Source organism: Nonomuraea sp. NPDC052116 (assembly GCF_040680035.1).
GTDB lineage: Bacteria > Actinomycetota > Actinomycetes > Streptosporangiales > Streptosporangiaceae > Nonomuraea > Nonomuraea angiospora_A.
In genome coordinates, this window is record NZ_JBFAWA010000042.1 from 13,336 (window position 1) to 34,594 (window position 21,259).

Sequence of the window (21,259 nt, forward strand, 5' to 3'; positions counted from 1 at the left end):
AAGGACTTCCCGCTTACCCGCCGCCTACTGGGCCGTCGGAGGCAGCGCGCCGCCGATACGCTCTGGCGCAGAGCGCTGGTGGCGAACAACGTGAGCGATGGACGAATGCCATTCCGGTGCGACACTTGGTGACCAAGACGGGGTGTCGGTAAGACTCGTGCAGCCAGGTACACGCGATTGAGTTCGCCCAGGTCAGCGGTGGCCCTACTGATCGGTGGGGAGATGGCTGACGGCGTCTTCGAGGTCGGCGTGGGTAGGCAGGGTGTCGAGGCGGGGGTGGCCGAGGAGTTCGGCGACGACGACGATGTCCACGCCCGCGCGCAGGAGGTCGGTCGCCAAGGTGTGCCGCAGGATGTGGGCGGAAAGGGCGAGGGCGCCCGCGTCCTCGAGGATGTCGGCGTCGGTGGCGAGTTCGTCCACGAGCTGGGCGACCGCCCGGGCCGACAGACGCCCCGCCGCGGCGATTGAGGAACAGAGCCGGGGTGTCGGCGCCGGGCCAGGAGGCGCGGTCGGTGCGCCACTCGGTGATGGAGGTCCGCGCGGTGCCGTCCAGGAGCGGGATCTCGCGGGAGGTCTCGCCCTTGCCGGAGCGGACGATGACCTTGCCTTTGCACGCCGACAGCGGGACGTCGTCGTCCAGAGCGACGAGCTCGGCGACCCGGACGCCGGAGTAGAACAGCAGCCGGCCGATGGCGCGGTCGCGGGCGAGGGGGCGGCGTTCGACAGCGCGCAGGTAGCGCTTCTGCCGGCGGGCGTCCAGGGCGCGGGGCACGAGCTTGGGGGCGTCGGCGCGTTGATCGGGCCCAAAGTCCCGAGGCCACGCTCAGGCCAAGTCCGTTCGGGGGTCGGCCAAGATACGACGGAAACCGGCAACCAGTGATCTTGAGTTGAACTTGCCGCAGGTGAGGTGCTGGGGCGGATCGGCGTCGGCTGCCCGGCCAGGGACAGCGATGCGCAAACGCAGCCGGAGGCCCGATCTTGTGTCACCGTTCGCAGTGGACTTCTTCGCGTACCCGCTCAGATCGGTCAACGGCGCACCCGATAGCGCAGGTGAAGCACCCGGTTGCCCTGAATCATCACGTCAGGATCCTCCAACAGGTGCTGCGCGTGGACCGACCCGAAGTAGCGCTTGCCGGACCCGAACACGACGGGTACGACGTCCATGCGCACCTCGTCGATCAGGCCCGCGGCAAGCACCTGGCCACCGACGTCGCCAGCGGCGACCTCGACCATGCGGTCACCCGCAAGCTCCTGCGCCTTGGCCATGGCTGCCTCGACGCCGTCGACGAAGTGAAACGGCGCCTCGGGGTCCCAGCCCTCGGGCATCGGCCGGTGCGACACGACGACCACGTGGTCGATGCCGCTCGGCGGCTTCCCGTCCCAGCCGTCCGTCAGGTCGAAGACGTGGCGGCCGGCGATCGTGACTCCGATCCGGTCCCAGTACGTCCGGGTGTAGTCGTAGGACGTCTGCGACACCTTCAGCTCGCCGCTCTCGTCCAACGGGACGTCACCGCTGGACAACCAGTCGAACAGCGGTCCGGGCTGGTCATTTTCGTCCGCGACGATGACCGAGGTCGCGGTCGAAGTCGTCGAGGGCTCGGATGTAGTCGAGTTCACGGGCGAGGACCTCCGATTCCGGCAGGAGATTGTGCTGCTCGGCGAGGCGGTCCAGGGCGCTGGCAAGCTCGTCCAGGCCGTGGCGCACCCGGTCGGGATCGTCGTCGTCCTCGGCTGCCGGTGGCCCACAAGATGATCAGGGCCGCAGGGTCAAGGTGGGCGGGCGCGTGGACAGGGGCGACGGCGGCGCAGATGCCGGCGGCCTGCTCGTGGGTCGCCGGCCAGCGGTCGCGGCCTGGCCGACCAGGTGGAGCAGACGCAAGAACGCGTCCTGCACGGTGTCTTCGGCGTCGGCTGCTGGTGTCGAAGCGATCGATGGCGGTGCTGTCCACGCGGACCACGTGAGGCGGCTACGCGAGCGCCTTCTCGGCGGACGCATCCGGCGCGGCGGCCAGGCGGCGCTTGCGCTTGGGCAGGCCGAAGGTCGGGTGCGAGATGCCCCACAGCGAGATCTGGAGGATGCCCGTCTTGATCCGCGCGGCCTTCCGGCCGCCCACGTACTTTGGCTTCGCTTGCGCTTTGTCGTCGACCATCTGCAGGATTCCGTCCCGCCGTCCGAGGCTGATGTGGTTGCCCGGGTAGTCCAGCTTGCTCTTCGCAATCTTGCGGCCGGTCAGGCGTCCCACGATCGCGTCCGTGGCCTGCCGACCGGTGGAGCCGGCCGAAGCGCAGGACATCGGCAGCGGCCGGCCGTTGTCGCCGGTGGCGTAGGCGCTGTCGCCGGCGGCGTAGACGTTCGGGTGCGAGACCGACCGCATGGTGTCATCGACGATGATCTGACCGTTATCGGTGACCTCCAGGCCGCTGGCGGCGGCGATGGGGTTGACCGCGAACCCGGCCGTCCACACGGTTGCGTCGGAGGCCAGGGCGGTGCCGTCGGCGCACAGCACCCGCGTCGCTTGGACGGCTTTGACGCTGGTGTGCTCCAGGACGGTGATGCCCAGCCGGTCGCAGGCCTGGCGCAGGTGGCTGCGGGCTCCGGCGGACAGCCGGGCGCCCAGCTCGCCGCGGGCGATGAGCGCCACCGACAGGCCGGGCCGGGATTCGGCGAACTCGGTGGCGGTCTCGATGCCGGTCAACCCGTCGCCGACGACCAGCACCGTTCCGCCTTCGCCACGCCTGCCCCGCCTGTCCAGGCTGTCCAGGCTGTCCAGGCTGTCCAGGCGCTCGCGCAGGCGCAGCGCCGCGGGCCGGGCGGTGACGTGGAAGGCATGCTCGGCCACGCCGGGGACGCCGCAGTCGGCGACATGGCTGCCGAGCGCGTAGACAAGCGTGTCGTAGCCGAGTTCGCCGTAGCCGAGTTCGCCGTCGGCGTCCGCGACGGCGACGACCTGGCGCTCGGGGTCGACGGCGGTGACCCGGGCCAGGCGCAGCCGTATCCCCGTGCCCGCGAAGACGTCGGCGAGTTTTGGAGCCTCGATGTCCTGGCCGGCCGCGAGCTGGTGCAGCCGCAGCCGCTCGACGAAGTCCGGCTCAGCGTTGACCACGGTGATCTCGGTGTCCGCCGGGGACAGCCGGCGGGCCAGGTTCCCGGCCACGTAGGCTCCGGCATAGCCGGCGCCGAGGACGACGATGCGGTGCTTCATGTGTTGCTCCTGTCGGTTGGCTTGCTCCAGGTGAGTTGACGCGGTCCTGGGTCACCGATTTTCTTGATCGAGGTTGCCGTGAGCCTGCGCCGAAAGGTCCTGCCAGTCGGCCCAGGTCTTGAGCCGATCGGCGTAGACCTGCTGGAGCATCGGGTAGAAGCCCAGGCCGAAGAGCACCCGCAGGGGCGGGTTGCCGGAGTCGACGATCTTGAGGAGTGCCTGGGCCGCGGCGGCCGGGTCGCCGGCGGGCTGCTTGCCCGCGAACGCGGCGATGCGCCGGCGAAGGCCGTCGTAGGTCGGGTTGGGCTCGGACAGGTGGCCGTTGTTGAGGGGGTCGGGGTTCTTGCCGGAGCGGGTGGCGAAGCCGCCGGGCTCGATCACGGTCACCTTGATGCCGAAGTCGGCGACCTCTTGGGCGAGGGATTCGTTCAGGGCTTCCAGGGCCCACTTGGAGGCGCTGTAGGCGCCGCTGAGCGGCATCGCCATGATCCCGGCGGCCGAGGACAGCTGGATGATGTGCCCCGAGCCCTGCTCGCGCAGGTAGGGCAGCGCGGCCTGGATCACCCACAGCGCGCCGAACAGGTTGGTCTCCAGCTGGTCGCGCAACTGCTGCTCGGCCAGCTCCTCGATCGCGCCGACCTGCGCGTAGCCGGCGTTGTTCACGATGACGTCCAGGCGGCCGAAGTGCTCCTTGGCCCGCTTCACACTCTCGAAGACGGCGGCCTTGTCGGTCACGTCCAGCTCCAGCGCAAGCACCGCCTCGCCGTAGGCGGCGACCAGCTCGTCAAGGCTTGCGGTGGTCCGGGCGGCCGCGGCCACTTGGTCGCCGCGCGACAGGGCGGCATCGACGAAGTTACGGCCGAGGCCGCGAGACGAACCGGTGACGAACCAGACCTTGCTCATGATGTCGTTCCGTTCCTTCTGCGGTGGCGGTCGCGCGGGGTCACCACGCAACCGGCCAAAGCGATCAATTCGGGGAGTCGTGTGCCGCGCGCATCGTTCGCGCGGCGTCCTGACGACCATGAGGCGCCGGCGACCCGGTCCCTGTGACAGTGCGGTCATGTGACGTGTGTCACCGATCACGGGTGTCACACAGCGGTGGGCGCCGGCGCCTTGTGCATGGAGCAGGATTTGCGGGTGAACTGGGAGGAGCCAGGTATGAACGAGCGCAGGGATGGAACGACGGGCACAGCCGAGCCGATGGCTGGTGGCGGCCGGATGGCCTGCGTTTCCGAGGCGACCGAGGCATTCCTCGTCCACCGCAACCTGCTGTTCACCGTCGCCTACGAGATGCTCGGCTCGGCCGCCGACGCCGAGGACGTCCTGCAGGAGACCTGGTTGCGGTGGATGAAGGTCGACCTGGAGCAGGTGCTCGACCAGCGCGCCTACCTCGTGCGGATCGCCACCCGGCGCTCGCTCGACCGGCTGCGTAGCATGAAGCGCCGCAAGGAGGCGTACGTCGGCCCCTGGTTGCCCGAGCCGCTGCTCACCGCGCCGGACGTGGCCGAGGACGTTGAGCTCGCCGAGAGCGTGTCGATGGCGCTGATGCTCGTCCTGGAGACGCTGTCGCCGACCGAGCGCGTCGTCTTCGTCCTGCGCGAGGTCTTCGACGTCGGCTACGACGAGATCTCGGCCGCCGTCGGCAAGACCCCGGCGACCGTCCGCCAGATCGCCCACCGCGCCCGCCGGCACGTCGATGCCCGCCGCCCGCGCGAGGTGGTCTCCCCGAGCCAGACCCGGGCGGTACTGGAGTCGTTCCAGCGCGCGGTCGAAACCCGGGACCTGCAGGGCCTGCTCGACGTGCTCGCCCCCGAGGTCGTCCTGATCAGCGACGGCGGCGGCGTCAAGCAGGCCGCGCCGCAGCCGATCATCGGCGCCGGCAAGGTGGCCCGCATGATCGTCAGCGGCCTCGGCAAGGCCCAGATCGCGCTCGCCGGCGAACCCACCGTGGTCAACGGCAACCCGGCACTCCTCCTGCGCGTGGACGGCGACATCGACGGCGTCATAGCAGCCCGGGTCGAGGACGCCCGCATCACCGGCCTCTACTACGTCCGCAACCCGCAGAAGCTGACCCGCATCGCATCCGAGACCCCGCTCACCCTGCGATGAACACCGGTGACGAGCCGGCCCAGAGCCTCGGGGCGATATGGACCTGACGGTGGCGCAACAGGCGCCTGTCGTCCTACGCGTAACCGGCGATGTCGATCACGCTCCGAGGCCGCCACAAGCAGAACGAATTCCGCCAGATCTCATACTGGGAGGTCATTCATGACAAAGAACGTCGCCGACACCGGCGAACTCGCCGGTCTGGAACTGCCGGTCGAGCGGGGCTGCCCGTTCACCCCGCCCGCCGCCTACGAGCGACTGCGCGAGCAGGCGCCGATCAGCAAGGTCCGGCTGGCCGGCGGCGGCGAGGCGTGGTGGGTGTCCGGGCATGAGGAAGCCCGGGCCGTCCTCGTCGACGGCCGTTTCTCCTCCGACAAGCGCAAGGACGGCTTCCCGCTCTTCACCCTCGATGCGGCGACCCTGCAGCAGCTCCGCAGCCAGCCGCCGTTGATGCTCGGGATGGACGGCGCGGAACACTCCGCGGCCCGGCGCGCGGTGATCGGCGAGTTCACCGTGAAGCGGCTGGCCGCGCTGCGCCCGCGCATCCAGGACATCGTCGACCACTTCATCGACGACATGCTCGCCGCCGACCAGCGGCCGGTCGACCTGGTGCAGGCGCTGTCCCTGCCGGTGCCCTCCCTGGTGATCTGCGAACTGCTCGGCGTCCCGTACTCCGACCACGACTTCTTCCAAAGCCGCACCACCATGATGGTGAGCCGGACCTCGATGGAAGACCGCCGGCGAGCCTTCGCCGACCTGCGCGCCTACATCGACGACCTGGTCACCCGCAAGGAATTCGAACCCGGCGACGACCTGTTCGGCCGGCAACGCCAGGAGGGCACCCTCGACCACGCGAGCCTGGTGAGCCTGGCCTTCCTGCTGCTGACCGCCGGACATGAGACCACGGCGAACATGATCTCGCTCGGCGTGGTCGGGCTGCTCTCCCATCCGGAGCAACTGGCCCTGGTCACCGCCGACCCGGGCAGGACGCCCATGGCCGTGGAGGAACTGCTGCGCTACTTCACCATCGCCGACGGGGTCACCTCCCGGCTGGCCACCGAAGAGGTGGAGATCGGCGGGGTGAGCATCAAGGCCGGCGAGGGAGTCATCGTCTCGATGCTGTCGGCCAACTGGGACCCGGCGGTGTTCAAGGACCCGGGCGAACTGGATGTCGAGCGCGGGGCCCGCCACCACCTCGCCTTCGGGTTCGGCCCGCACCAGTGCCTCGGCCAGAACCTGGCCCGGATGGAGCTGCAGATCGTCTTCGACACGCTGTTCCGCCGCATCCCCACCCTGCGGCTCGCCGCACCGGCCGAGGACCTGCCGTTCAAGACCGACGCCGTCATCTACGGCGTTCACGAACTCCCGGTCACCTGGTGAGCAGGACATGATGCGGATCAAAGCCGACACCCGTCTCTGCGTCGGCTCCGGCCAGTGCGTCCTGACCGAGCCGGCCGTCTTCGACCAAGACGACGACGGCATCGTGGCGCTGCTGACCGATCACCCCGACGACCAGAGCGCCGCACAGGCGCGCCACGCCGTCACCCTGTGCCCGTCCCGCGCCCTGTCCATCCTGCAGGAGTAAGCCCTACCCGGGGTGGACCACGCGTCCGTCCGTGTCCGTAGCGGGCGGGTAGGTCAGACCTTGCCTCCAGTGCACCCGCGCTGGAGGCATGGCCGTAGGTACAACGACGTCAGGAGAGAACATGACCTCAGTATTGATCACTGGAGCGAACAAAGGCCTGGGCTACGAGACCGCACGTAGGCTCGGAGAGCTGGGCTGGACGGTCTTCCTCGGCTCACGCGACGAGGGCCGAGGAAGGACCGCGGCGCAGAAGCTGGCCGCCGACGGCGCACACGTCATCATGGTCCCATTGGACGTGACCTCGGAGGAGTCGGTGGCCGGGGCTGTGCGGCTAGTCCGGGAGCACACCGACCGGATCGACGTGCTGATCAACAACGCCGGCACGCCGGGCGGCGGTGTCAACCCGGCGGACGCGACGGCCAAGGACATCCACGCCGTCTACGACACCAATGTGTACGGGCCGGTCCGGGTCACGCACGCGTTCCTGCCGCTGTTGCAGACGGCCGATAACCCGCGGGTGGTGATGGTCACCGGCGCCGGGGGGTCTATCGCGTTCGTGACTGACCCCGGGCAAGCCGTCTCGAAGATGTACGAACTCGCCTACACCTCGTCGAAGGCGGCACTGAACATGATCACCGTCAGATACGCCCAGGCGCTGCCAGTCATCAAGTTCAACGCCGTGACCCCCGGCGAGATCGCCAACGGCAGGTTTCCCGCCACCGACATGAACCGCGCGGGCGTGCTGACGGTCACCGAGGGCAGTGATCCGATCATCGAGCTCGCGACGCTCGCCTCTGACGGGCCGACCGGGACCTTCATCGACCGCCTCGGCCCCATCGCCTGGTAAAACATCCCAGAACGGAGAGACAGATGAGCAGGGGCTGGTTCGTCACGGGCTCCTGACCACCACCGCCAACCGCAAAGCGATCGACCGGATCCCCATCGAAACCCCGCGCAGCGGCAGATATTCGGGGAGCAGCCCGATGACCTGTGGCTGTGGGTCGAGACCGGCAAGCGCTGGCAGGCCCAGGACCTGAACACGGCCGCGACCGCGAAGGCCGACCAGCACGGGAGATCGTCGCACAACGCGGCAGCCGGGGTTCAGGCAAGCATGGCTTGACAGGTGCAGAGAAATTTCGAGCGCCGGAAGATGGCAAGCGGGGTTTGTGGCCGCGCTTACGGCACGAGCTGCCAACATGAGCATGTTTGTCTTAAATGTTCACTTTTGCGGATCGACCAAGCCGATCGACCTCGCCTGGAAGGGATCCGGGACAACGTGATCGCCCGCCTGGCCGAGGCCGAACGTGAAGGCCGGCTCGGCGAGATCGAGGAGCAGCGGATTTACCTGGCCGCCGCCGAAGGCAAGCTCGCCCAGCTCGATGAACGAGCCCGACGAGCCCGCCGCGCAGGTCGCGGCCATCCGAGACCTGGTGGCTGCCCAGAGCGTCGAAGCGGTGACCCTGACCACCCGCTGGAGCGCCTGGCTGGACGAGAACGGGATCACCGCCGGCCGCCCCGCCAACCAGCACGCGACCGCGCCGGCCCGCTGCTGCGGGCTCTGCGGCTATCTTGGGTTCTTGGCCCCTTCTCGCAGGTCAGAGCGAGATGATCTTGTCAGGCAGGTAAGGCGCGATGCCGAGCCGGGCAGCCATAGGCGCCAGGTTCGCGGCCCTGTCCCGCAAGCGCGGTGAGCACGAGGAGGTGGTCGGCGTTCCCCGGCCGCGGCGGCTGTGGCGCGGCATCGGCCGACGCGTCCGCCGTTCATCCCTTCTGCATGGGCCCGGAATCCCCACAGGGTGCATCGAGCCGCGTTTCTGAACCCCGCTTGCGGCAGACCAGCGAGGTACGGCGCACGAGACCGGGGGAAGGGCGCCGTCCGCGAAGCGGCCATGGTGACGGGGCAACGCCCCTATGCCATGGTGATCACATGACCGAGAACCCGATCCCCACGCCGGTCCCGCTTCCCCCGCCTATGCGCTACCTGACTGAAGACGAGAATAGCCACGTCAAGAAGACCGCCTCCGAACAAACCCAGAATTATGAGGTGGATGAGACAGTGGCCATCGCAGTGGCCTACGCTGCTCTGGGCGCTATAGGCCTGTTCGGGACGCAGTCGATTCTTGCGGAAAGCAACGACGAGCATTGCAACGCGCTGAGACTGGCATGGGACGCCACGCGGTCAGAGGAGAGGAAGTATCTTGGGTCGTGGTGGCAGTGCGTGGGATATCCCGGCCACCCCGGCCGCCACTTCGCCTACAGCATAGTTGAGTGGTCTGACGGCGAGCCCGGCACTGTGCCCGCCACCAGGACGGCCTGACGGCCTCACGGTGCGCAACTCAGGGCTCGGACGGCGGTCCGTCGGCCGGGCTCTGAACGAGGTACTGGCAGCACTGCGCCCACTGACGGCCGATGCGCAGGCCGCTGTCTCTTTCAACCCACAGCCCATGAGCCATCACGGTTCCGAAGGCCCACTCTTACCAGGCAACTTGCAGCCTCCATGTGATCAGATTCTTGGTTCAGAGAAGATCAGACCGAGGGCCGACTGGAGAATGTGCAGGCACAACATCCCCGGTTCCTGTTCTTCGCGCCGGTCGGAGGCGAGCTCTCCGCGCTTGCCGAACTTGATGTAGTCGTTGACGCCGTTGTAGTTCTCCACCACGTTCAGCCCGGATTCGGTCTCCTGCTGAAGATCGCGGTCGCGAAGCCAGCGGGCCGGGAAGACGGTGCGCTGGGCGCGGCCGACCTCCAGCATCGCGGCGTAGGCGGGGTGGTGGTCTCGCTGGTGAACCGGCGCAGCAGGGCCTCGGTGGAGGCGGTCCGCAGCCGGATCGCGGTGGCGTACTTCATCATGATGTCGTAGTTCTGGGTGATGATGTCCCGCCGGATCGGCCTGGTCAGCGCGAGTCCGAGCAACGGGTAGGAGAACTCCTCGCCCCGGCCGGGCACATACAGCTTCATCTTGTTGATCTGCTTGAACCTGGCGACCAGGTCGAAGTCCAGCAGCCGGGTGATCCCGAACCCGACGTACGAGGCGCCGTGGGAGTCGACGAAGTTCTGCTCGATCTCCATGTCGGTGCCGTGCCGCATCGCGCCCTCGACCATGGCGTGCACCTCGGACGCGGAGCAGGAGATCAGTTGGGAGTGGACGGCCATGGACCCGCCGGTTTCGACCGTCCAGTAGATCAGCACGCCGCGCTTGGCCCTGCGGTAGCGGGAGTGTCACTCGGTGAAGATGTTCTGATCGAAGGCCGAGAAGTGAGTGGAGTCCGAGGCGACCGCGGTCGTGCCCTCGCCCCACAGGGCGGCCTGCCAGACGGCGAAGGTCGCGTTGGCGATCACCCGGGCGACCTCGCGGCAGGCCTCGACGGTCAGATAGCGGCGGCGCGCGTACCGAAGGTCGTCCTCGGTGTGGGGATGGTCGCCGGCGGCGACCGCGCGGATCCCCGGTCCCCGTCCCGTAGGCGTAGCTCAGCAGCAGGAGCCGTTCAAACAGCACCGCCGCGTCCAGGTGGTTCTGCGTCCCGGCCGGGGTGAAGACGTTCAGGCAGCCCGTCCGCAGGGCGGTCCCGGTCAGCATGTCCATCAGCGGGACGACGCCCCACCGGTCCCGGATCGCCGCCTTCAGCCGGCGCTGTCCATGTCCTCGTGCCGCAGGCCCAGGGCCTCGCCGATGCGAACGCCGCAGTCCAGCAGAACGCCGAAGACGAGGCGATCCTGCAGATGATCGCAGGCATCCAGGATGGCATGGGCCTCGGCAGAGGCCAGCACGTGGGGCCGCCGCCGCGAGGCCCTCAGCTTGATGGTCCGCCTTCGCTCAGCCAGGTGCTTGGTGACGTGGTGCAGGAACGGCTTGTAGGAGGTCGCTGCGGATCCGCGTCGATGTCCTGAAGGGAGGTTGGTGATCAGGAGACCGGCCAGCTCGACGCCGTACCGTGCAAGGAAGTCAAGGCCGCCAGCTTGCGGTTCACGCTCGCCGCCGAGCAGTGGAGGTCAACGGTGGGCAGGACGGTGACCTTGCCATGGCGGGCCTCGGGCGGCAGCCGCAGCCAGGCCACGAACCCGGCCACGTCTTCCAGCGTGGTGGTCTTCCGGTTGAGGTCGTGGCCACGCCTTGAGCCCTACGCCGAGGCGGGCCCGCACGTGGCTGCACGGCGAGGCCGAGGTCGTCGACACCACGCACCTCACGCCCGCCCAGGCCGCCGTGCAGATTGCGGAGGCCGTCAAGAGTTGAGGTCCGCCTGCCTCGCGAAAAGAGGCGGGGTGGCAACAGCGCTCATAGGGGGATAGTGATCCTCACGGGCGGGGCACGACTCCGCTGCTGAGGGCGTCGAACAGGCGCTCCAGGCGGGCGCGGTGGTCGTCTGCGACGGTGTCGGCCGGGTCTCCGGCGATCAGGCGCCGGGCGGTCTCCACCAGCACGACAGTGTAGCCGGCGATGAAGAAGGCGGCGAGCAGCGGGGCGTCGCCGTCGAAGAGCGGGTCGTGTTCGAGCTCGTCGGCGAGAGTCCGTTGGAGGTCGGAGGCGATCTCCCTGGCGCGGGCCACCAGCGTGGGCGAGGCCGCGACGGTCCGGAAGAAGGGGGCGGACCCGTCCTTGAGGCCGGACAGGGCGTGCCGCTCCTCGAGGAGGCGGAACGCCGTGTCGCGCAGGGACTGGAGCACTCCGACGTCCGGGGCGCGGTCGCGTACCGCTGAGTGCAGGAGCCCGACGGCGTCGACCTCGCGGTCCAGCAGGAGGTCCTCCTTGCGCGGGAAGTGCTTGAAGACCGTCACGGCCGAGACCCCGGCCTCCCGCGCGACCTCGGTGACCGTGACCGTGTCGAATCCGCGTTCGAGGAACAGCCGGGTCGCGACCTCCGAGATCTTCGCGCGCGTCTGCGGTCCGCCTCGCGCTCCGGTCCTGGGCATCCCGACCTCACTTTCTTGTGTCACTTAACTTAGTCGCATAACCTAGTGGCATGTCCTTCGAACAGACCACTGTCATTGTCGCCGGAGCAGGCCCCAGCTGGCCGCGCGAGCGGCCGGATCGCCCCGGCCAGGGTTCCTGTCGGGATCACGACATGAAGGGAGTCCTCCATGAATGAGATGGCTGGTCCTACTCCCCGGTCGCTGCGGGAGGCGTGGGTCGCGTTGGCGGGGCTGTCGGCGGTGTTCCTCTTCGAGATGCTGGACAACTCGATCCTGAACGTCGCGCTGCCCGTGATCGGACGCGAGCTGCACGCCTCGACGATCGCGTTGCAGTGGGTGACGGGCGCCTATGCGGTCGTGTTCGGCGGGTTGATGCTGGCGTTCGGCGCGATCGCCGATCGGTTCGGCCGGCGGCGGATCATGCTGATCGGGCTGGTCCTGCTCGGCGTGGCGAGCCTGGCGACCGCCGTGGTCACCACCGCCGAGCAGCTGATCGCCGTCCGGGCGACGATGGGGGTCGCCGCGGCGATGACCACCCCGGGATCGATGGCGCTGGCGTTCCGGCTGTTCGACGAGGACGGCCTGCGCGTGCGCGCGGTGACCCTCATCTCGACCGTCGGCCTGATCGGGCTCGCGATCGGCCCGACGGCGGGCGGCCTGGTGCTGGAGATCGTGCCCTGGCAGGCCCTGCTGCTGGTGAATGCGCCGATCGCCGTGCTCGCGTTTCTCGGCGTGCGCGCCGGCATCGCCGCCGACGACCCGGCCGACCTCCACCGCGACCCGCTCGACGTCCCCGGGATGCTGCTGGGCACGGCGACGATCGTGCTCGCGCTCCTCACGCCGACGCTGTTCGTGGACGAGGGCGCCGGCTCATGGGCGCCCTGGGCGGCCACCGCCGCGGCCGCGGTGACGGCGATCTGCTTCGTCCTGCGCGAGCGCCTGGCCCGCCATCCGCTCCTAGACCTGAAACTCCTCGCCCTTCCCCTGGTTTCCAGCGGCCTGGCCTACAAGGCCGCCACCGGACTGGCCACCGCCGGACTCGGTTACCTGGTGACGCTGCAGTTGCAGCTCGACTGGGGCTGGACGCCCGCACAGGCAGCCATCGGGATGCTGCCGCAGGTCGTCGTCCTCATCGCGGGCAGCGTGTTCGTCAACCCGTTCGTGCAGCGCGTCGGCCTGGACCGGGCCGCCTGGATCAGCGCCGCGGCGGTCGTGTCCGGCCTCGCCGTCTACGGCCTGCTCGGCCGGTTCGGCTACCTGTGGGTCGCGATCGCGCTTGTCCTCGTGGCGGCCGGGATGCGCGTGGTCGGCGTCGTCGCCGGGCTCAACGTGGTCCGCGGCCTGCCCGCGAACCGGACCACGATCGGCACCGCGCTCGTCGACACCGCCACCGAGGTCACCTCCGGCACCGGCATCGCCATCACCGGCACCATCCTCGCCGCCCTGTTCACCGGCGACATCGCCATCTCCCACTGGAGCCCGCAGCAGACCGGCGAGTTCCACCAGGCCGTCACCATCGCGGGCCTCACCCTCACCACCGTCGCGGCGGCCCTCGTCGGCTGGGGGATCGCCCGCACCCGGTACGCCGCCGGCGACCAGGCGGCCGCTCCCCTCGACGCCGCCGTCCCCCAGGACGCCTGACACCCTCCGCCGCAGCGCCCGCACCATCATCAAAGGAGCACACATGACGATCACCCTCCGACCGGGCAGCACCGTGATGTTCACCGGCGATTCGATCACCGACTGCGAGGACGGCGTGCACCCGACGCCGGCCGGCCACGCCGCACTCGCGGCGGCGTGGCCGCGCCTGGTCCCGTGACCCAGCCTTCGAGCGTGGCCCAGCCTTCGAGCCGCCCTGGTTACGGCGCCGTGACGGTGGAGACCGCGCGTCGCCTCATCGCGACAGGGGCTTCAGCTCGTCGGCGACCAGCTTGACCACCAGGTCGTCCAGGGCCAGCACGGCGTACTCCGAGACGTGATGCTCGGTCTTGTCGCCCGGCGAGACGCCGTCGGCCCCGTACGTGAGGAAGGTGAAGCGGCCCATGGTGAGCTGGGCGAGCTGGCGGTAGATGTACTCGCCCTGGGCGTCGAGGCCCGACGAGGCGATCGGCTCGATCTTGATGCCACGTTCGGCGGCCCGGCGGGCCTCGGTCAGGTAGTCCGGCCCGTCGTAGTCGAGGTGCGGCGGGGCGTCGGCGATGAGGAAGACCAGCTTGACGGCGTCCTCGCGCCAGGCCGGCTTGGCCAGCGCCTCGGCGAGCGCCGCGTTCAGGTCCTCGGGGGTGTCACCGCCGCCGTCGGCCCGCACGGCGGTGAGCTGCTCGCGGAACGTTCCCACATCGGCGGTGAAGTCGGTGGTCCTGGTGAGGTATTCGTCGCCCTTGTCGCGATAAAGCGTCATGCCGAGCTCCAGCTCGGGCCCCGCCGTCAGCTTGGCGATGCGTGCGGCGACCGAGTCGACGCTGGCGGTCAGGCGGCCGATCTCGTCGCCCATCGAGCCGGTGGTGTCGATGAGGAACAGCACCTGCAGCTTGGCCCGGCCCTCCGGTCCGGTGACGGGCAGCTTGACCTTGGGCGTCTGGCCGGTGGCCGCGGCGGTGGCTCCGCCGTACGAGACGGTGATCCGGCCGTCACCGAAGATCAGCGCGCGTCCGTCGGCGTAGGTGCGCGCCTTCTGATCTCCAGCCTGTACGGTGGCGCCGAACAGCGGCCGGCCGCCGCGGTCCGTCACGGTCACGATCCTGCGCCCGCGGACATCGGCGTCGCGCACCTCCTGGTCGCCGTCGGCGAACTTCTTCCGGTAGTCGAGGTAGGCGGTGAAGGCGGCGTTGTCGTCGACGCTGCCCGCGCGTAACCCCGATTGCCCCTGGGCTCCGGACCTCGGTTCGGGGGCACCGGCGGCGGTCGTATCCGCTGCGCCGCAGGCGGTCAGGAGGATGGCGGACAACGGCAGGACGGCGAGACGTACACGGTGACGTGTCATGACCTTTCCGACGGAAGGATCGGCGCGGGCGTTCGAGCCTGGGCCACACGGTGACCGTGCCGTGCCCGACGTGTGACCTCCCGGCCGCTGTCATGGCCGCCAGAGGTGTACGGCGGTCGTCTCAGCGGCGTGCGAGTGCCGTGTCAGCGGCAGGCGCGATCGTCTGGCGCATGGAGAACACCGAGTCCCGAATCCGTCCCCGTACCGTCACCATCGCCGGCGTCCTGCAGCTGCTGTTCGCCCTGGCCTTCCTGATCGCCCCCGTGGCGGGCCTCGTCTACGGCGCCGAGGTCAAGACCGCGATCGAGGCCGAACTCGTCCGGCAAGGCCTGTCCCCCACCATCCTGACCGACCACGGCATCCGGCTCGACGAGGGCGGCTACGCGCTGGTGCTGCCCGTCGCCACCACGGTGATCGCCGCGATCCTGGCATGGCTGAACCTGGCGGGCAGGCGGGCCGGCCGCATCCTGACCTTGATCATTCAACCGGTCTTCCTCGCTCTGGACGTCTTCATCCTCGCCACCCAGGTGACCAGGGTGCCGACGTTCCAGTCGATCCTCGGGGAGACCGCCGACGCCCAGGCGATCTTCGACGCCGCCGGGCGCGTCTATCCGGCCTGGCTGCTCGCCGTGTCCGACGGCCGCCTCGTCTTCACCCTCCTGGCCTCGCTGACGGTCATCGTCCTGCTCCTGCTGCCCTCGGCCCGCGCCTACTTCCGCAAGTGAGGCGTCCCGCAGATCACCGTGCCAGCCGCCCCAGCAGTACGGACGCCGCCGTGATGCCGATCGCCGTGGCCGCGAACAGCACCGCGAAGTCCAGCGGCAGGTGCGCGGGCACGCCGAGCAGCAGCCCGCGCAGCGCGTCGACCTGGTAGCTGAGCGGGTTGACCGCGCTGACGTACTGCAGCCAGTCCGGCATGGCCGTGGTCGGGTAGAGCGCGTTGGACGCGAAGAACAGCGGCATCGTGATCGCCTGCCCGATGCCCATCAGCCGGTCGCGGGTCAGGACGATCCCGGCGATCGTCACCGACAGGCAGGAGAAGAACGCCGAGCCGAGCAGCACGGCCACGGTCACGCCGGCCAGGCGCACGGGGTTCCAGGTCATGCTCACGCCCAGGAGCGCGGCGATGAGCATGACGACCACCGCCTGGATCATCGCCTTCACGCCGGCGGCGAACGCCTTGCCGGTGACCAGCGCGGCTCGCGGGGTCGGCGTGACCAGGAGCTTGGTCAGGACCCCCGAGTCGCGCTCCCAGATGATCTGGATGCCGTAGAAGATGGCGATGAACATCGTGGACTGGGCGATGATCCCGGGGGCCAGATAGTCGAGGTACGGGATGCCGTCGCTGGGGATCAGCTTGATGCGGGTGAACGTCTCACCGAAGATCAGCAGCCACAGGGCGGGCTGGATCGCGCGGGTGTAGAGCTCGGTGCGATCGTGGCGCAGCTTCTGCAGCTCCACCACGCACATCGCGGCGACCCTGGCGGGCAGCACGCGCCACCCCGTACGGGCGCGCGGCGGAACGAGCAGCAGGTCGAGGCCGCCCGCGCCGGCGCTGTCAGCCGACACGGGAGGCGGTGTTGCGGGTACGGCGGACATCGCGGAACTCCCCTCCTCCTTCGTCGAGGCCGCTTCCGGCGACGTCGCGGAACACGTCCTCCAGCGTCGGCACCGCGCCGTCACCGCGCCGCTCGCGCAGGTCGGCGATGAGCCGCTCCGGGGTGCCGAGGGCCCGTACGCGTCCCTTGTGCATGAGCGCGACCCGGTCGCAGTACTGTTCGGCCTCGTCCATGTAGTGCGTGGTGACCAGGACGGTCATCCCGGTGGCGGCGCGCACCGCCATGATGTGCTCCCAGACGCTGGTGCGGGCGATGGGGTCGAGCCCGATCGTCGGCTCGTCCAGCATGAGCAGGCGGGGCGCGCTGACCAGGGCCTGGGCGAGTTCGAGGCGGCGTACCATGCCACCGGAGTAGGTGCCGGCCATCCGGTCGGCGGCGTCGGCGAGCCCGACCGCCTCCAGCGCCTGGCCGACACGGCCCGCGCGCTCGCGCCGGGGGACGTCGAACACCCGGGCGAACAGGGAGACGTTCTCACGGCCCGTGAGGCTCGCGTCCGCCGACAGCTGCTGGGGCACGTACCCGAGCAGGCGGCGCACCGCCATCTTCTCGGTGGCCGCGTCGTGCCCGAAAACCCGCACCATCCCGGACGGAACGGGCAGCAGCGTGGTCACACACCGGATGGCGGTGGTCTTGCCCGCCCCGTTGGGGCCGAGCAGACCGAACACCTCTCCGGCGGTGACCGTCAGGTCGACGCCATCGACGGCCCTGGTCTGGCCGAACGAATAGCGCAGGCCGGTGCAGGTGACCGCGTCACCCGTCGTCGGCGTACCGTCCCTCATGCCGTCCCCACCTCCTCGTGCAGGCCCTCGGCGAGCCTGCGCAGCGCCGGGAGCGCGGCGGTCAGCGCGGCCCGGTCCTCCTCACTGAGCCGCTCCACCTGCTCGCGGACGAGCGCCGCGCGCCGCTCCTCCCAGGCGCGCAGCCGCGCCTCGGCCTCGGGGGTGGGCAGCAACCGGGCGGAACGGCGGTCGTCGTGGCCGATCTCCCGGCGCAGCAACCCGGCGGTCGTGAGCTGATTGACCAGCGTGGACACCGAGTTTCCGGCCAGGTACAGCTCCTTGGCCGCCGCCGAGACGCCGATGCCGGGGTTGGTGGAGACCAGTCGCAGCAGCTCGACCTGGGCACCGCGCAACCGCGGCCCGGTCAGCCCCCGGCGCAGCCTGCGCCGGAGGAGCCGCTGGATACCGGTCAGGACGCCCGCGAGAGCGTCGGGAAGATCTGTACTGCCCATACACAAAACATTAGCTCTGTTCACGAGCTAATGTGAAGTAGTCTCAAATGATCTCGAGGTTGGCCATCATGCCCATGTCCTCGTGTTCGGCGTTGTGGCAGTGGAAAAGGTAACGGCCGCGGTAGCCGTCGAACCGGGTGATGATCTCCACGGCTTCGCCGGGCCGTAGCGAGACGGTGTCCTTGAGCCCCGCGTCGTGGGCCAGCGGCGCCCTGCCGCTGCGCGAGAGCACGCGGAAGCCGATCAGGTGCAGGTGGACGGGATGGTGAACGTCGGCGACGAGCCGCCATACTTCGACGTCGCCGAGCCCGGCCGTGACATCGGCGCGGACGGGGTCGAACGGCAGGCCGCCGATGAGCCAGCCGTGGCCCGCGTGCATCTGACCGGCGCGGAAGGAGAAGTCGCGCACCCTGACGGCGTCCGAACGCCGCCAATCCGGCAGATCGGTGGACAGCCTGCTGGGGATGCGGCTGTCGTCGGCGGCTCCGCGGGCGACGCGGAAAGCCATCACGTCGCCGGTACGGCCGGAGCCGAGCCGGTTGATCACCTTGACGAGGCTGCCCGTCGGGACGCCGGAGAAGTCGACGACCACGTCGTAGCGTTCGGCGGGCGCGATCGGCAGCAGCCGGTGGGTGACCGGGGCGGCGAGCAGCCCCTGGTCGGCCCCGATCTGGACGAGGTCGAGGCGGCGCCCGTCGTCGGTGACCGCTTCGAGTTCGTAGTGGCGGGCGTTGGAGGCGTTGAGGATGCGCAGCCGGTAGCGGGCCGCGTCGACCTCGTGCACGGGCCAGGGTGCGCCGTTGACCAGGATCACGTCGCCGAGAACCCCGGCGAGGTACGGCTCGCGGACGCCGGGCCGTACGCGCAGGGTGGGATCGAGGGCTGGGTAGGCGAGGCTGCCGTCGGCGGCGAACGCCCGGTCGGCGATCATGAGGGGCAGCTCGCGCGGTCCGGCGGGCAGGCCGAGGGCTTCCTCGGCGTCGTCGCGGACGATGTGCAGCCCGGCCAGGCCGCGCCAGATCGCGGGGGCGGTGAAGTCCATCCGATGGTCGTGGTACCACAGCAGCGTGGGCCGCTGGTCAAGCGGGAAGGTGTAGTCCCTGGTCAGCTCGGTCACCACGGCCCTCGGGTCGCGCATGCCGTGCTCCATGTGCATGGCGTGCTCCTGCCGGCCCTCGGGCAGGACGAGGTCGGTCGGATACCCGTCGGAAGCCGCCGGGGTACGCCCGCCGTGCAGGTGCACGACCGTCGGGACGGGCAGCTCGTTGCGGTGCGTCACGGTGACCGGCCGGCCGCGGCGTGACTCGATCGTCGGCCCGGGGAAGGTCCCACCGTACGTCCACATCGGCGTCGTGACCCCGGGCAGGATCTCCGCGCTCGCTTCACGCTGGGTGATCTCGTAGCGGTCGGCGCCGCCGGAGGCGCCGACCGGCTTCAGTACGGCGGGGACCGGCAGCGGCACCCGGAAAGGCGGCGGCAGCGGTACGGCACTGCGCAACTCGGCACCCGTGACCGACGGCCGGCGGGCCAGCGCGGCCGAGGCCGACAGCCCGGTGGCCGCCATCAGCCCGAGCGCCCCGCCGATGCCCAGAACCCGCCGCCGGGTCAGGCTTCGGGCGTCATCCTCACGCATCGCGAGCCTCCCGCCGCGGCAAGGGCCGGCTCCAGACGGCGATGAACAGCACGACGAGCGCGACGACGGTCATCACACCCAACGGGATGTGCAACCACAGCACGCCGTCCAACCCGGCGAAGTACTGCACCGTCTCGGCCGCCACCACCCCCGTCGTGGCCAGGAACGGCCACGCCTGACGCAGCCGGACCCACACCACGATCGCCACGATCACCTGCAGGTAGCCGATGGAGGTGACCACGTCGGCGCCGATCGCGTGCCAGCGAAGGCCGTCGAAGTCGCCGGTCAGATAGACCCCGGCGAACACCGGCTGGCCGACGATCGCCACCACATGCGCGCTGACGACGGCCCGCAGTGTCCGCGCGGCCATGGTGAGCATGCGACATCCCTCCTCACTTGTTCTCGCTGTTCGCGAGCGGGCTCGACACTATGGCTCGCCGGTTATCTTGTCTAAGATCAATATCGCTATGCTGTTATGCCTCGGGAGTCATGATGGAGCTGAACACGCTCAGGCAGTTCCTGGTGGTGGCGCGGCTGGAGCACCTCAGCCGCGCGGCCGACGAGCTGCGGGTCGCCCAGCCTTCGCTGAGCCGTACCATCGCCCGTTTGGAGAGCGAGCTGGGCACACCGCTGTTCGATCGCAGCGGCCGGCTCCGGCTGAACGACACGGGCAAGCTCTTCCGCGGTTACGTCGAACGCGCTCTCGGTGAGCTCGACGCGGGCCGGCGAGCCGTCGCCGAGGCCACCAGTGAGGGTGTGGGCACGGTGCGGCTGGCGTCGGAGACGTTCCTCACCCTCACCGGGCCGCTGGCGGCCTTCAAGCGGGCCCATCCCTCCATCGAGGTCGCGCTCCACTGGGCGGCTGCCGAGGACATGGCCCGCCACCTGCGGGCCCAAGAGGTCGATCTGTGCGTCGCCTCGCAGCCGATCCACGCCGCGGGCTTGGAGGCGGTTCAGCTGCTCGACGAGGCGGTGTGGGTGGCCACGTCGCTCGATCATCCGTTGGCGGGCCGTACCTCGGTGAGCATCGACGAACTCGCCGATCAGTCCTTCGTCTCCGCCCGCAAGGGGCACTGGCAGCGCCGGCTCCTCGACCGGCTCTTCGCCGCCAGAGGCCTCACCCCGAAGATCGTCTGTGAGGTCGACGAGCCCAGCGCCATCGCCGACCTGATCGGCGCGGGGCTCGGCATCGGCCTCGTCCCTTCGTTCGCCCGGCATACCTCCATCCGGGCTCCCCTCGCCGCGATCACCGTCGACAGCCCCGACTGCCGTCGCGCGCTCACGCTGTACTGGGGTGCCGACAGCCACCTGTCGACCGCCGCCCGCCTGATGCGCACCACGATCACCAGCTGGAACTGGAGCACCGGCGAAGCGCCGGCCTCACATTCCGAGGGGCTGTCCGGTCGGTAACTACAGAGACGCGGGTTTCACTATCTCGACCAGAAGAGGCGACATGTCAACAGCTCAGGAAGCACGCAACAAGGAGACGTACCACCGCTTCCACGAGGCCATCAACAGCGGCGATCTGGAGATCATTTCGAAGGCGATCGACGAGTTCATTCACCCGGACGGGCGCTTCCACGCGGCGGAGCGGACTGATGTGACCGCGGTGCAGGCGCAGAAGCGCATATGGGACGTCCTCCTGCGCGCGTTCCCCGACATTCACGTGAGTGTCGAGGACCTGCTCGCCGAGGGAGACAAGATCGTCGCTCGGCAGACGGTCACCGGGACCAACTCCGGTGAATACCGGGGCATGCCCCCGACCGGCAGATCCGTCACGTACAACGAGATCTTCATCGCCCGCTTCGCCGACGGCCAGATCACCGACATCTGGGGGGTCGTGGACATCTATTCACAGCTGCAGCAGCTCGGCCTGATCAAGGCGTAGCACCTCACGATCATCGTGCCCGGAGGCCCTCCCCCGGCGTCGGCCGGGGCTGGGCTTCAAGGACTTCCCCGGTCGCCCGTGGATGATGATGCGGGGAGACGGG

At 69.6% G+C, this 21,259-nt stretch carries 25 protein-coding genes and 2 pseudogenes; 11 read left to right on the forward strand and 16 right to left on the reverse strand.

All coding sequences use genetic code 11. The features are described 5' to 3' along the window. Positions 1–204 precede the first annotated feature (204 nt). From AB0L65_RS51740 to AB0L65_RS51750, 3 genes and pseudogenes are all read right to left on the reverse strand, one after another. On the reverse strand, positions 205–420 hold the full coding sequence (locus AB0L65_RS51740; RefSeq protein ID WP_364262699.1) for a tyrosine-type recombinase/integrase: 216 nt from the start codon (positions 418–420) through the stop codon (positions 205–207). 94 nt (positions 421–514) lie between these two features. Next, positions 515–772 (reverse strand): annotated as a pseudogene (locus AB0L65_RS51745) (tyrosine-type recombinase/integrase); the annotation flags it as partial. 254 nt (positions 773–1,026) lie between these two features. Further along, on the reverse strand, positions 1,027–1,500 hold the full coding sequence (locus AB0L65_RS51750) for a dihydrofolate reductase family protein (protein WP_364262702.1): 474 nt from the start codon (positions 1,498–1,500) through the stop codon (positions 1,027–1,029). A gap of 64 nt (positions 1,501–1,564) precedes the next feature. Here AB0L65_RS51750 and AB0L65_RS51755 point away from each other — a divergent pair, with 64 nt between their 5' ends. Further along, positions 1,565–1,753, forward strand: a complete 189-nt coding sequence (locus AB0L65_RS51755) for a hypothetical protein (RefSeq protein WP_364262705.1) — start codon at positions 1,565–1,567, stop codon at positions 1,751–1,753. A 214-nt stretch (positions 1,754–1,967) separates the two neighbouring features. Here AB0L65_RS51755 and AB0L65_RS51760 read toward each other — a convergent pair whose 3' ends face one another. Then, positions 1,968–3,203, reverse strand: a complete 1,236-nt coding sequence (locus tag AB0L65_RS51760; RefSeq protein ID WP_364262708.1) for an FAD-dependent oxidoreductase — start codon at positions 3,201–3,203, stop codon at positions 1,968–1,970. A gap of 51 nt (positions 3,204–3,254) precedes the next feature. Then, positions 3,255–4,106, reverse strand: a complete 852-nt coding sequence (locus tag AB0L65_RS51765) for an SDR family NAD(P)-dependent oxidoreductase (protein ID WP_364262711.1) — start codon at positions 4,104–4,106, stop codon at positions 3,255–3,257. Positions 4,107–4,361: 255 nt separating this feature from the next. Between AB0L65_RS51765 and AB0L65_RS51770 the strand changes: the two genes are divergently transcribed. The 4 genes from AB0L65_RS51770 to AB0L65_RS51785 all read left to right on the forward strand — a co-directional run bounded on the left by AB0L65_RS51770 (position 4,362) and on the right by AB0L65_RS51785 (position 7,741). After that, on the forward strand, positions 4,362–5,312 hold the full coding sequence (locus AB0L65_RS51770; RefSeq protein WP_364262714.1) for an RNA polymerase sigma-70 factor: 951 nt from the start codon (positions 4,362–4,364) through the stop codon (positions 5,310–5,312). Between the two features lie 159 nt (positions 5,313–5,471). Next, positions 5,472–6,689 (forward strand): cytochrome P450, encoded by a 1,218-nt coding sequence (locus tag AB0L65_RS51775; protein WP_364262717.1) that lies wholly within the window; start codon positions 5,472–5,474, stop codon positions 6,687–6,689. A gap of 7 nt (positions 6,690–6,696) precedes the next feature. Then, a complete protein-coding gene (locus AB0L65_RS51780) occupies positions 6,697–6,894 on the forward strand; it encodes a (4Fe-4S)-binding protein (protein ID WP_364262720.1) in 198 nt (65 codons plus the stop codon). 121 nt (positions 6,895–7,015) lie between these two features. After that, the gene (locus AB0L65_RS51785) at positions 7,016–7,741 is read left to right on the forward strand and encodes an SDR family NAD(P)-dependent oxidoreductase (RefSeq protein WP_364262723.1); all 726 of its coding nucleotides are present in this window, start codon (positions 7,016–7,018) and stop codon (positions 7,739–7,741) included. 372 nt (positions 7,742–8,113) lie between these two features. Here AB0L65_RS51785 and AB0L65_RS51790 read toward each other — a convergent pair whose 3' ends face one another. Next, positions 8,114–8,314, reverse strand: coding sequence for a hypothetical protein (locus AB0L65_RS51790; protein WP_364262726.1), 201 nt, complete (start codon positions 8,312–8,314; stop codon positions 8,114–8,116). A gap of 507 nt (positions 8,315–8,821) precedes the next feature. On the opposite strand from AB0L65_RS51790, the gene AB0L65_RS51795 reads away from it, so the two are divergent. After that, positions 8,822–9,211 (forward strand): hypothetical protein, encoded by a 390-nt coding sequence (locus tag AB0L65_RS51795; RefSeq protein ID WP_364262728.1) that lies wholly within the window; start codon positions 8,822–8,824, stop codon positions 9,209–9,211. A 186-nt stretch (positions 9,212–9,397) separates the two neighbouring features. On the opposite strand, the pseudogene AB0L65_RS51800 reads toward AB0L65_RS51795, so the two are convergent. The 4 genes and pseudogenes from AB0L65_RS51800 to AB0L65_RS51815 all read right to left on the reverse strand — a co-directional run bounded on the left by AB0L65_RS51800 (position 9,398) and on the right by AB0L65_RS51815 (position 11,802). Then, positions 9,398–10,335 (reverse strand): annotated as a pseudogene (locus tag AB0L65_RS51800) (Tn3 family transposase). 180 nt (positions 10,336–10,515) lie between these two features. After that, the gene (locus AB0L65_RS51805; RefSeq protein ID WP_364262731.1) at positions 10,516–10,662 is read right to left on the reverse strand and encodes a tyrosine-type recombinase/integrase; all 147 of its coding nucleotides are present in this window, start codon (positions 10,660–10,662) and stop codon (positions 10,516–10,518) included. Between the two features lie 134 nt (positions 10,663–10,796). Continuing rightward, positions 10,797–10,961 (reverse strand): hypothetical protein, encoded by a 165-nt coding sequence (locus tag AB0L65_RS51810; RefSeq protein WP_364262734.1) that lies wholly within the window; start codon positions 10,959–10,961, stop codon positions 10,797–10,799. A 226-nt stretch (positions 10,962–11,187) separates the two neighbouring features. Further along, on the reverse strand, positions 11,188–11,802 hold the full coding sequence (locus AB0L65_RS51815) for a TetR/AcrR family transcriptional regulator (protein WP_364262737.1): 615 nt from the start codon (positions 11,800–11,802) through the stop codon (positions 11,188–11,190). Between the two features lie 168 nt (positions 11,803–11,970). Between AB0L65_RS51815 and AB0L65_RS51820 the strand changes: the two genes are divergently transcribed. After that, complete coding sequence (locus AB0L65_RS51820; RefSeq protein WP_364262740.1) at positions 11,971–13,443, forward strand: MFS transporter; 1,473 nt, start codon at positions 11,971–11,973, stop codon at positions 13,441–13,443. Between the two features lie 43 nt (positions 13,444–13,486). Beyond that, positions 13,487–13,621 (forward strand): hypothetical protein, encoded by a 135-nt coding sequence (locus AB0L65_RS51825; RefSeq protein ID WP_364262743.1) that lies wholly within the window; start codon positions 13,487–13,489, stop codon positions 13,619–13,621. A 75-nt stretch (positions 13,622–13,696) separates the two neighbouring features. Here AB0L65_RS51825 and AB0L65_RS51830 read toward each other — a convergent pair whose 3' ends face one another. Further along, the gene (locus AB0L65_RS51830; protein WP_364262746.1) at positions 13,697–14,785 is read right to left on the reverse strand and encodes a vWA domain-containing protein; all 1,089 of its coding nucleotides are present in this window, start codon (positions 14,783–14,785) and stop codon (positions 13,697–13,699) included. A 170-nt stretch (positions 14,786–14,955) separates the two neighbouring features. Between AB0L65_RS51830 and AB0L65_RS51835 the strand changes: the two genes are divergently transcribed. After that, positions 14,956–15,510, forward strand: a complete 555-nt coding sequence (locus tag AB0L65_RS51835; RefSeq protein ID WP_364262749.1) for a hypothetical protein — start codon at positions 14,956–14,958, stop codon at positions 15,508–15,510. A 13-nt stretch (positions 15,511–15,523) separates the two neighbouring features. Here the strand turns inward: AB0L65_RS51835 and AB0L65_RS51840 are convergent, their stop codons facing one another. Genes AB0L65_RS51840 through AB0L65_RS51860 form a run of 5 tightly spaced genes read right to left on the reverse strand, consistent with a single transcriptional unit; the run spans position 15,524 to position 19,647 of the window. Continuing rightward, the gene (locus AB0L65_RS51840) at positions 15,524–16,354 is read right to left on the reverse strand and encodes an ABC transporter permease (protein WP_364262752.1); all 831 of its coding nucleotides are present in this window, start codon (positions 16,352–16,354) and stop codon (positions 15,524–15,526) included. Beyond that, on the reverse strand, positions 16,344–17,183 hold the full coding sequence (locus AB0L65_RS51845; protein ID WP_364262755.1) for an ATP-binding cassette domain-containing protein: 840 nt from the start codon (positions 17,181–17,183) through the stop codon (positions 16,344–16,346). Before AB0L65_RS51845 ends, AB0L65_RS51840 begins: the two co-directional genes overlap by 11 nt. Further along, positions 17,180–17,635: a MarR family transcriptional regulator gene (locus AB0L65_RS51850; RefSeq protein ID WP_364262758.1), complete on the reverse strand. Its 456-nt coding sequence runs from the start codon at positions 17,633–17,635 to the stop codon at positions 17,180–17,182. Before AB0L65_RS51850 ends, AB0L65_RS51845 begins: the two co-directional genes overlap by 4 nt. 43 nt (positions 17,636–17,678) lie before the next feature. Then, complete coding sequence (locus AB0L65_RS51855) at positions 17,679–19,268, reverse strand: multicopper oxidase domain-containing protein (protein WP_364262761.1); 1,590 nt, start codon at positions 19,266–19,268, stop codon at positions 17,679–17,681. Then, positions 19,261–19,647 (reverse strand): hypothetical protein, encoded by a 387-nt coding sequence (locus AB0L65_RS51860; protein ID WP_364262764.1) that lies wholly within the window; start codon positions 19,645–19,647, stop codon positions 19,261–19,263. The genes AB0L65_RS51855 and AB0L65_RS51860 overlap by 8 nt, the downstream gene beginning before the upstream one ends. Positions 19,648–19,757: 110 nt before the next feature. Here AB0L65_RS51860 and AB0L65_RS51865 point away from each other — a divergent pair, with 110 nt between their 5' ends. Then, positions 19,758–20,678: a LysR substrate-binding domain-containing protein gene (locus tag AB0L65_RS51865; RefSeq protein ID WP_364262767.1), complete on the forward strand. Its 921-nt coding sequence runs from the start codon at positions 19,758–19,760 to the stop codon at positions 20,676–20,678. 43 nt (positions 20,679–20,721) lie between these two features. After that, complete coding sequence (locus AB0L65_RS51870) at positions 20,722–21,156, forward strand: ester cyclase (protein ID WP_364262770.1); 435 nt, start codon at positions 20,722–20,724, stop codon at positions 21,154–21,156. The last annotated feature ends 103 nt before the right edge of the window (positions 21,157–21,259 follow it).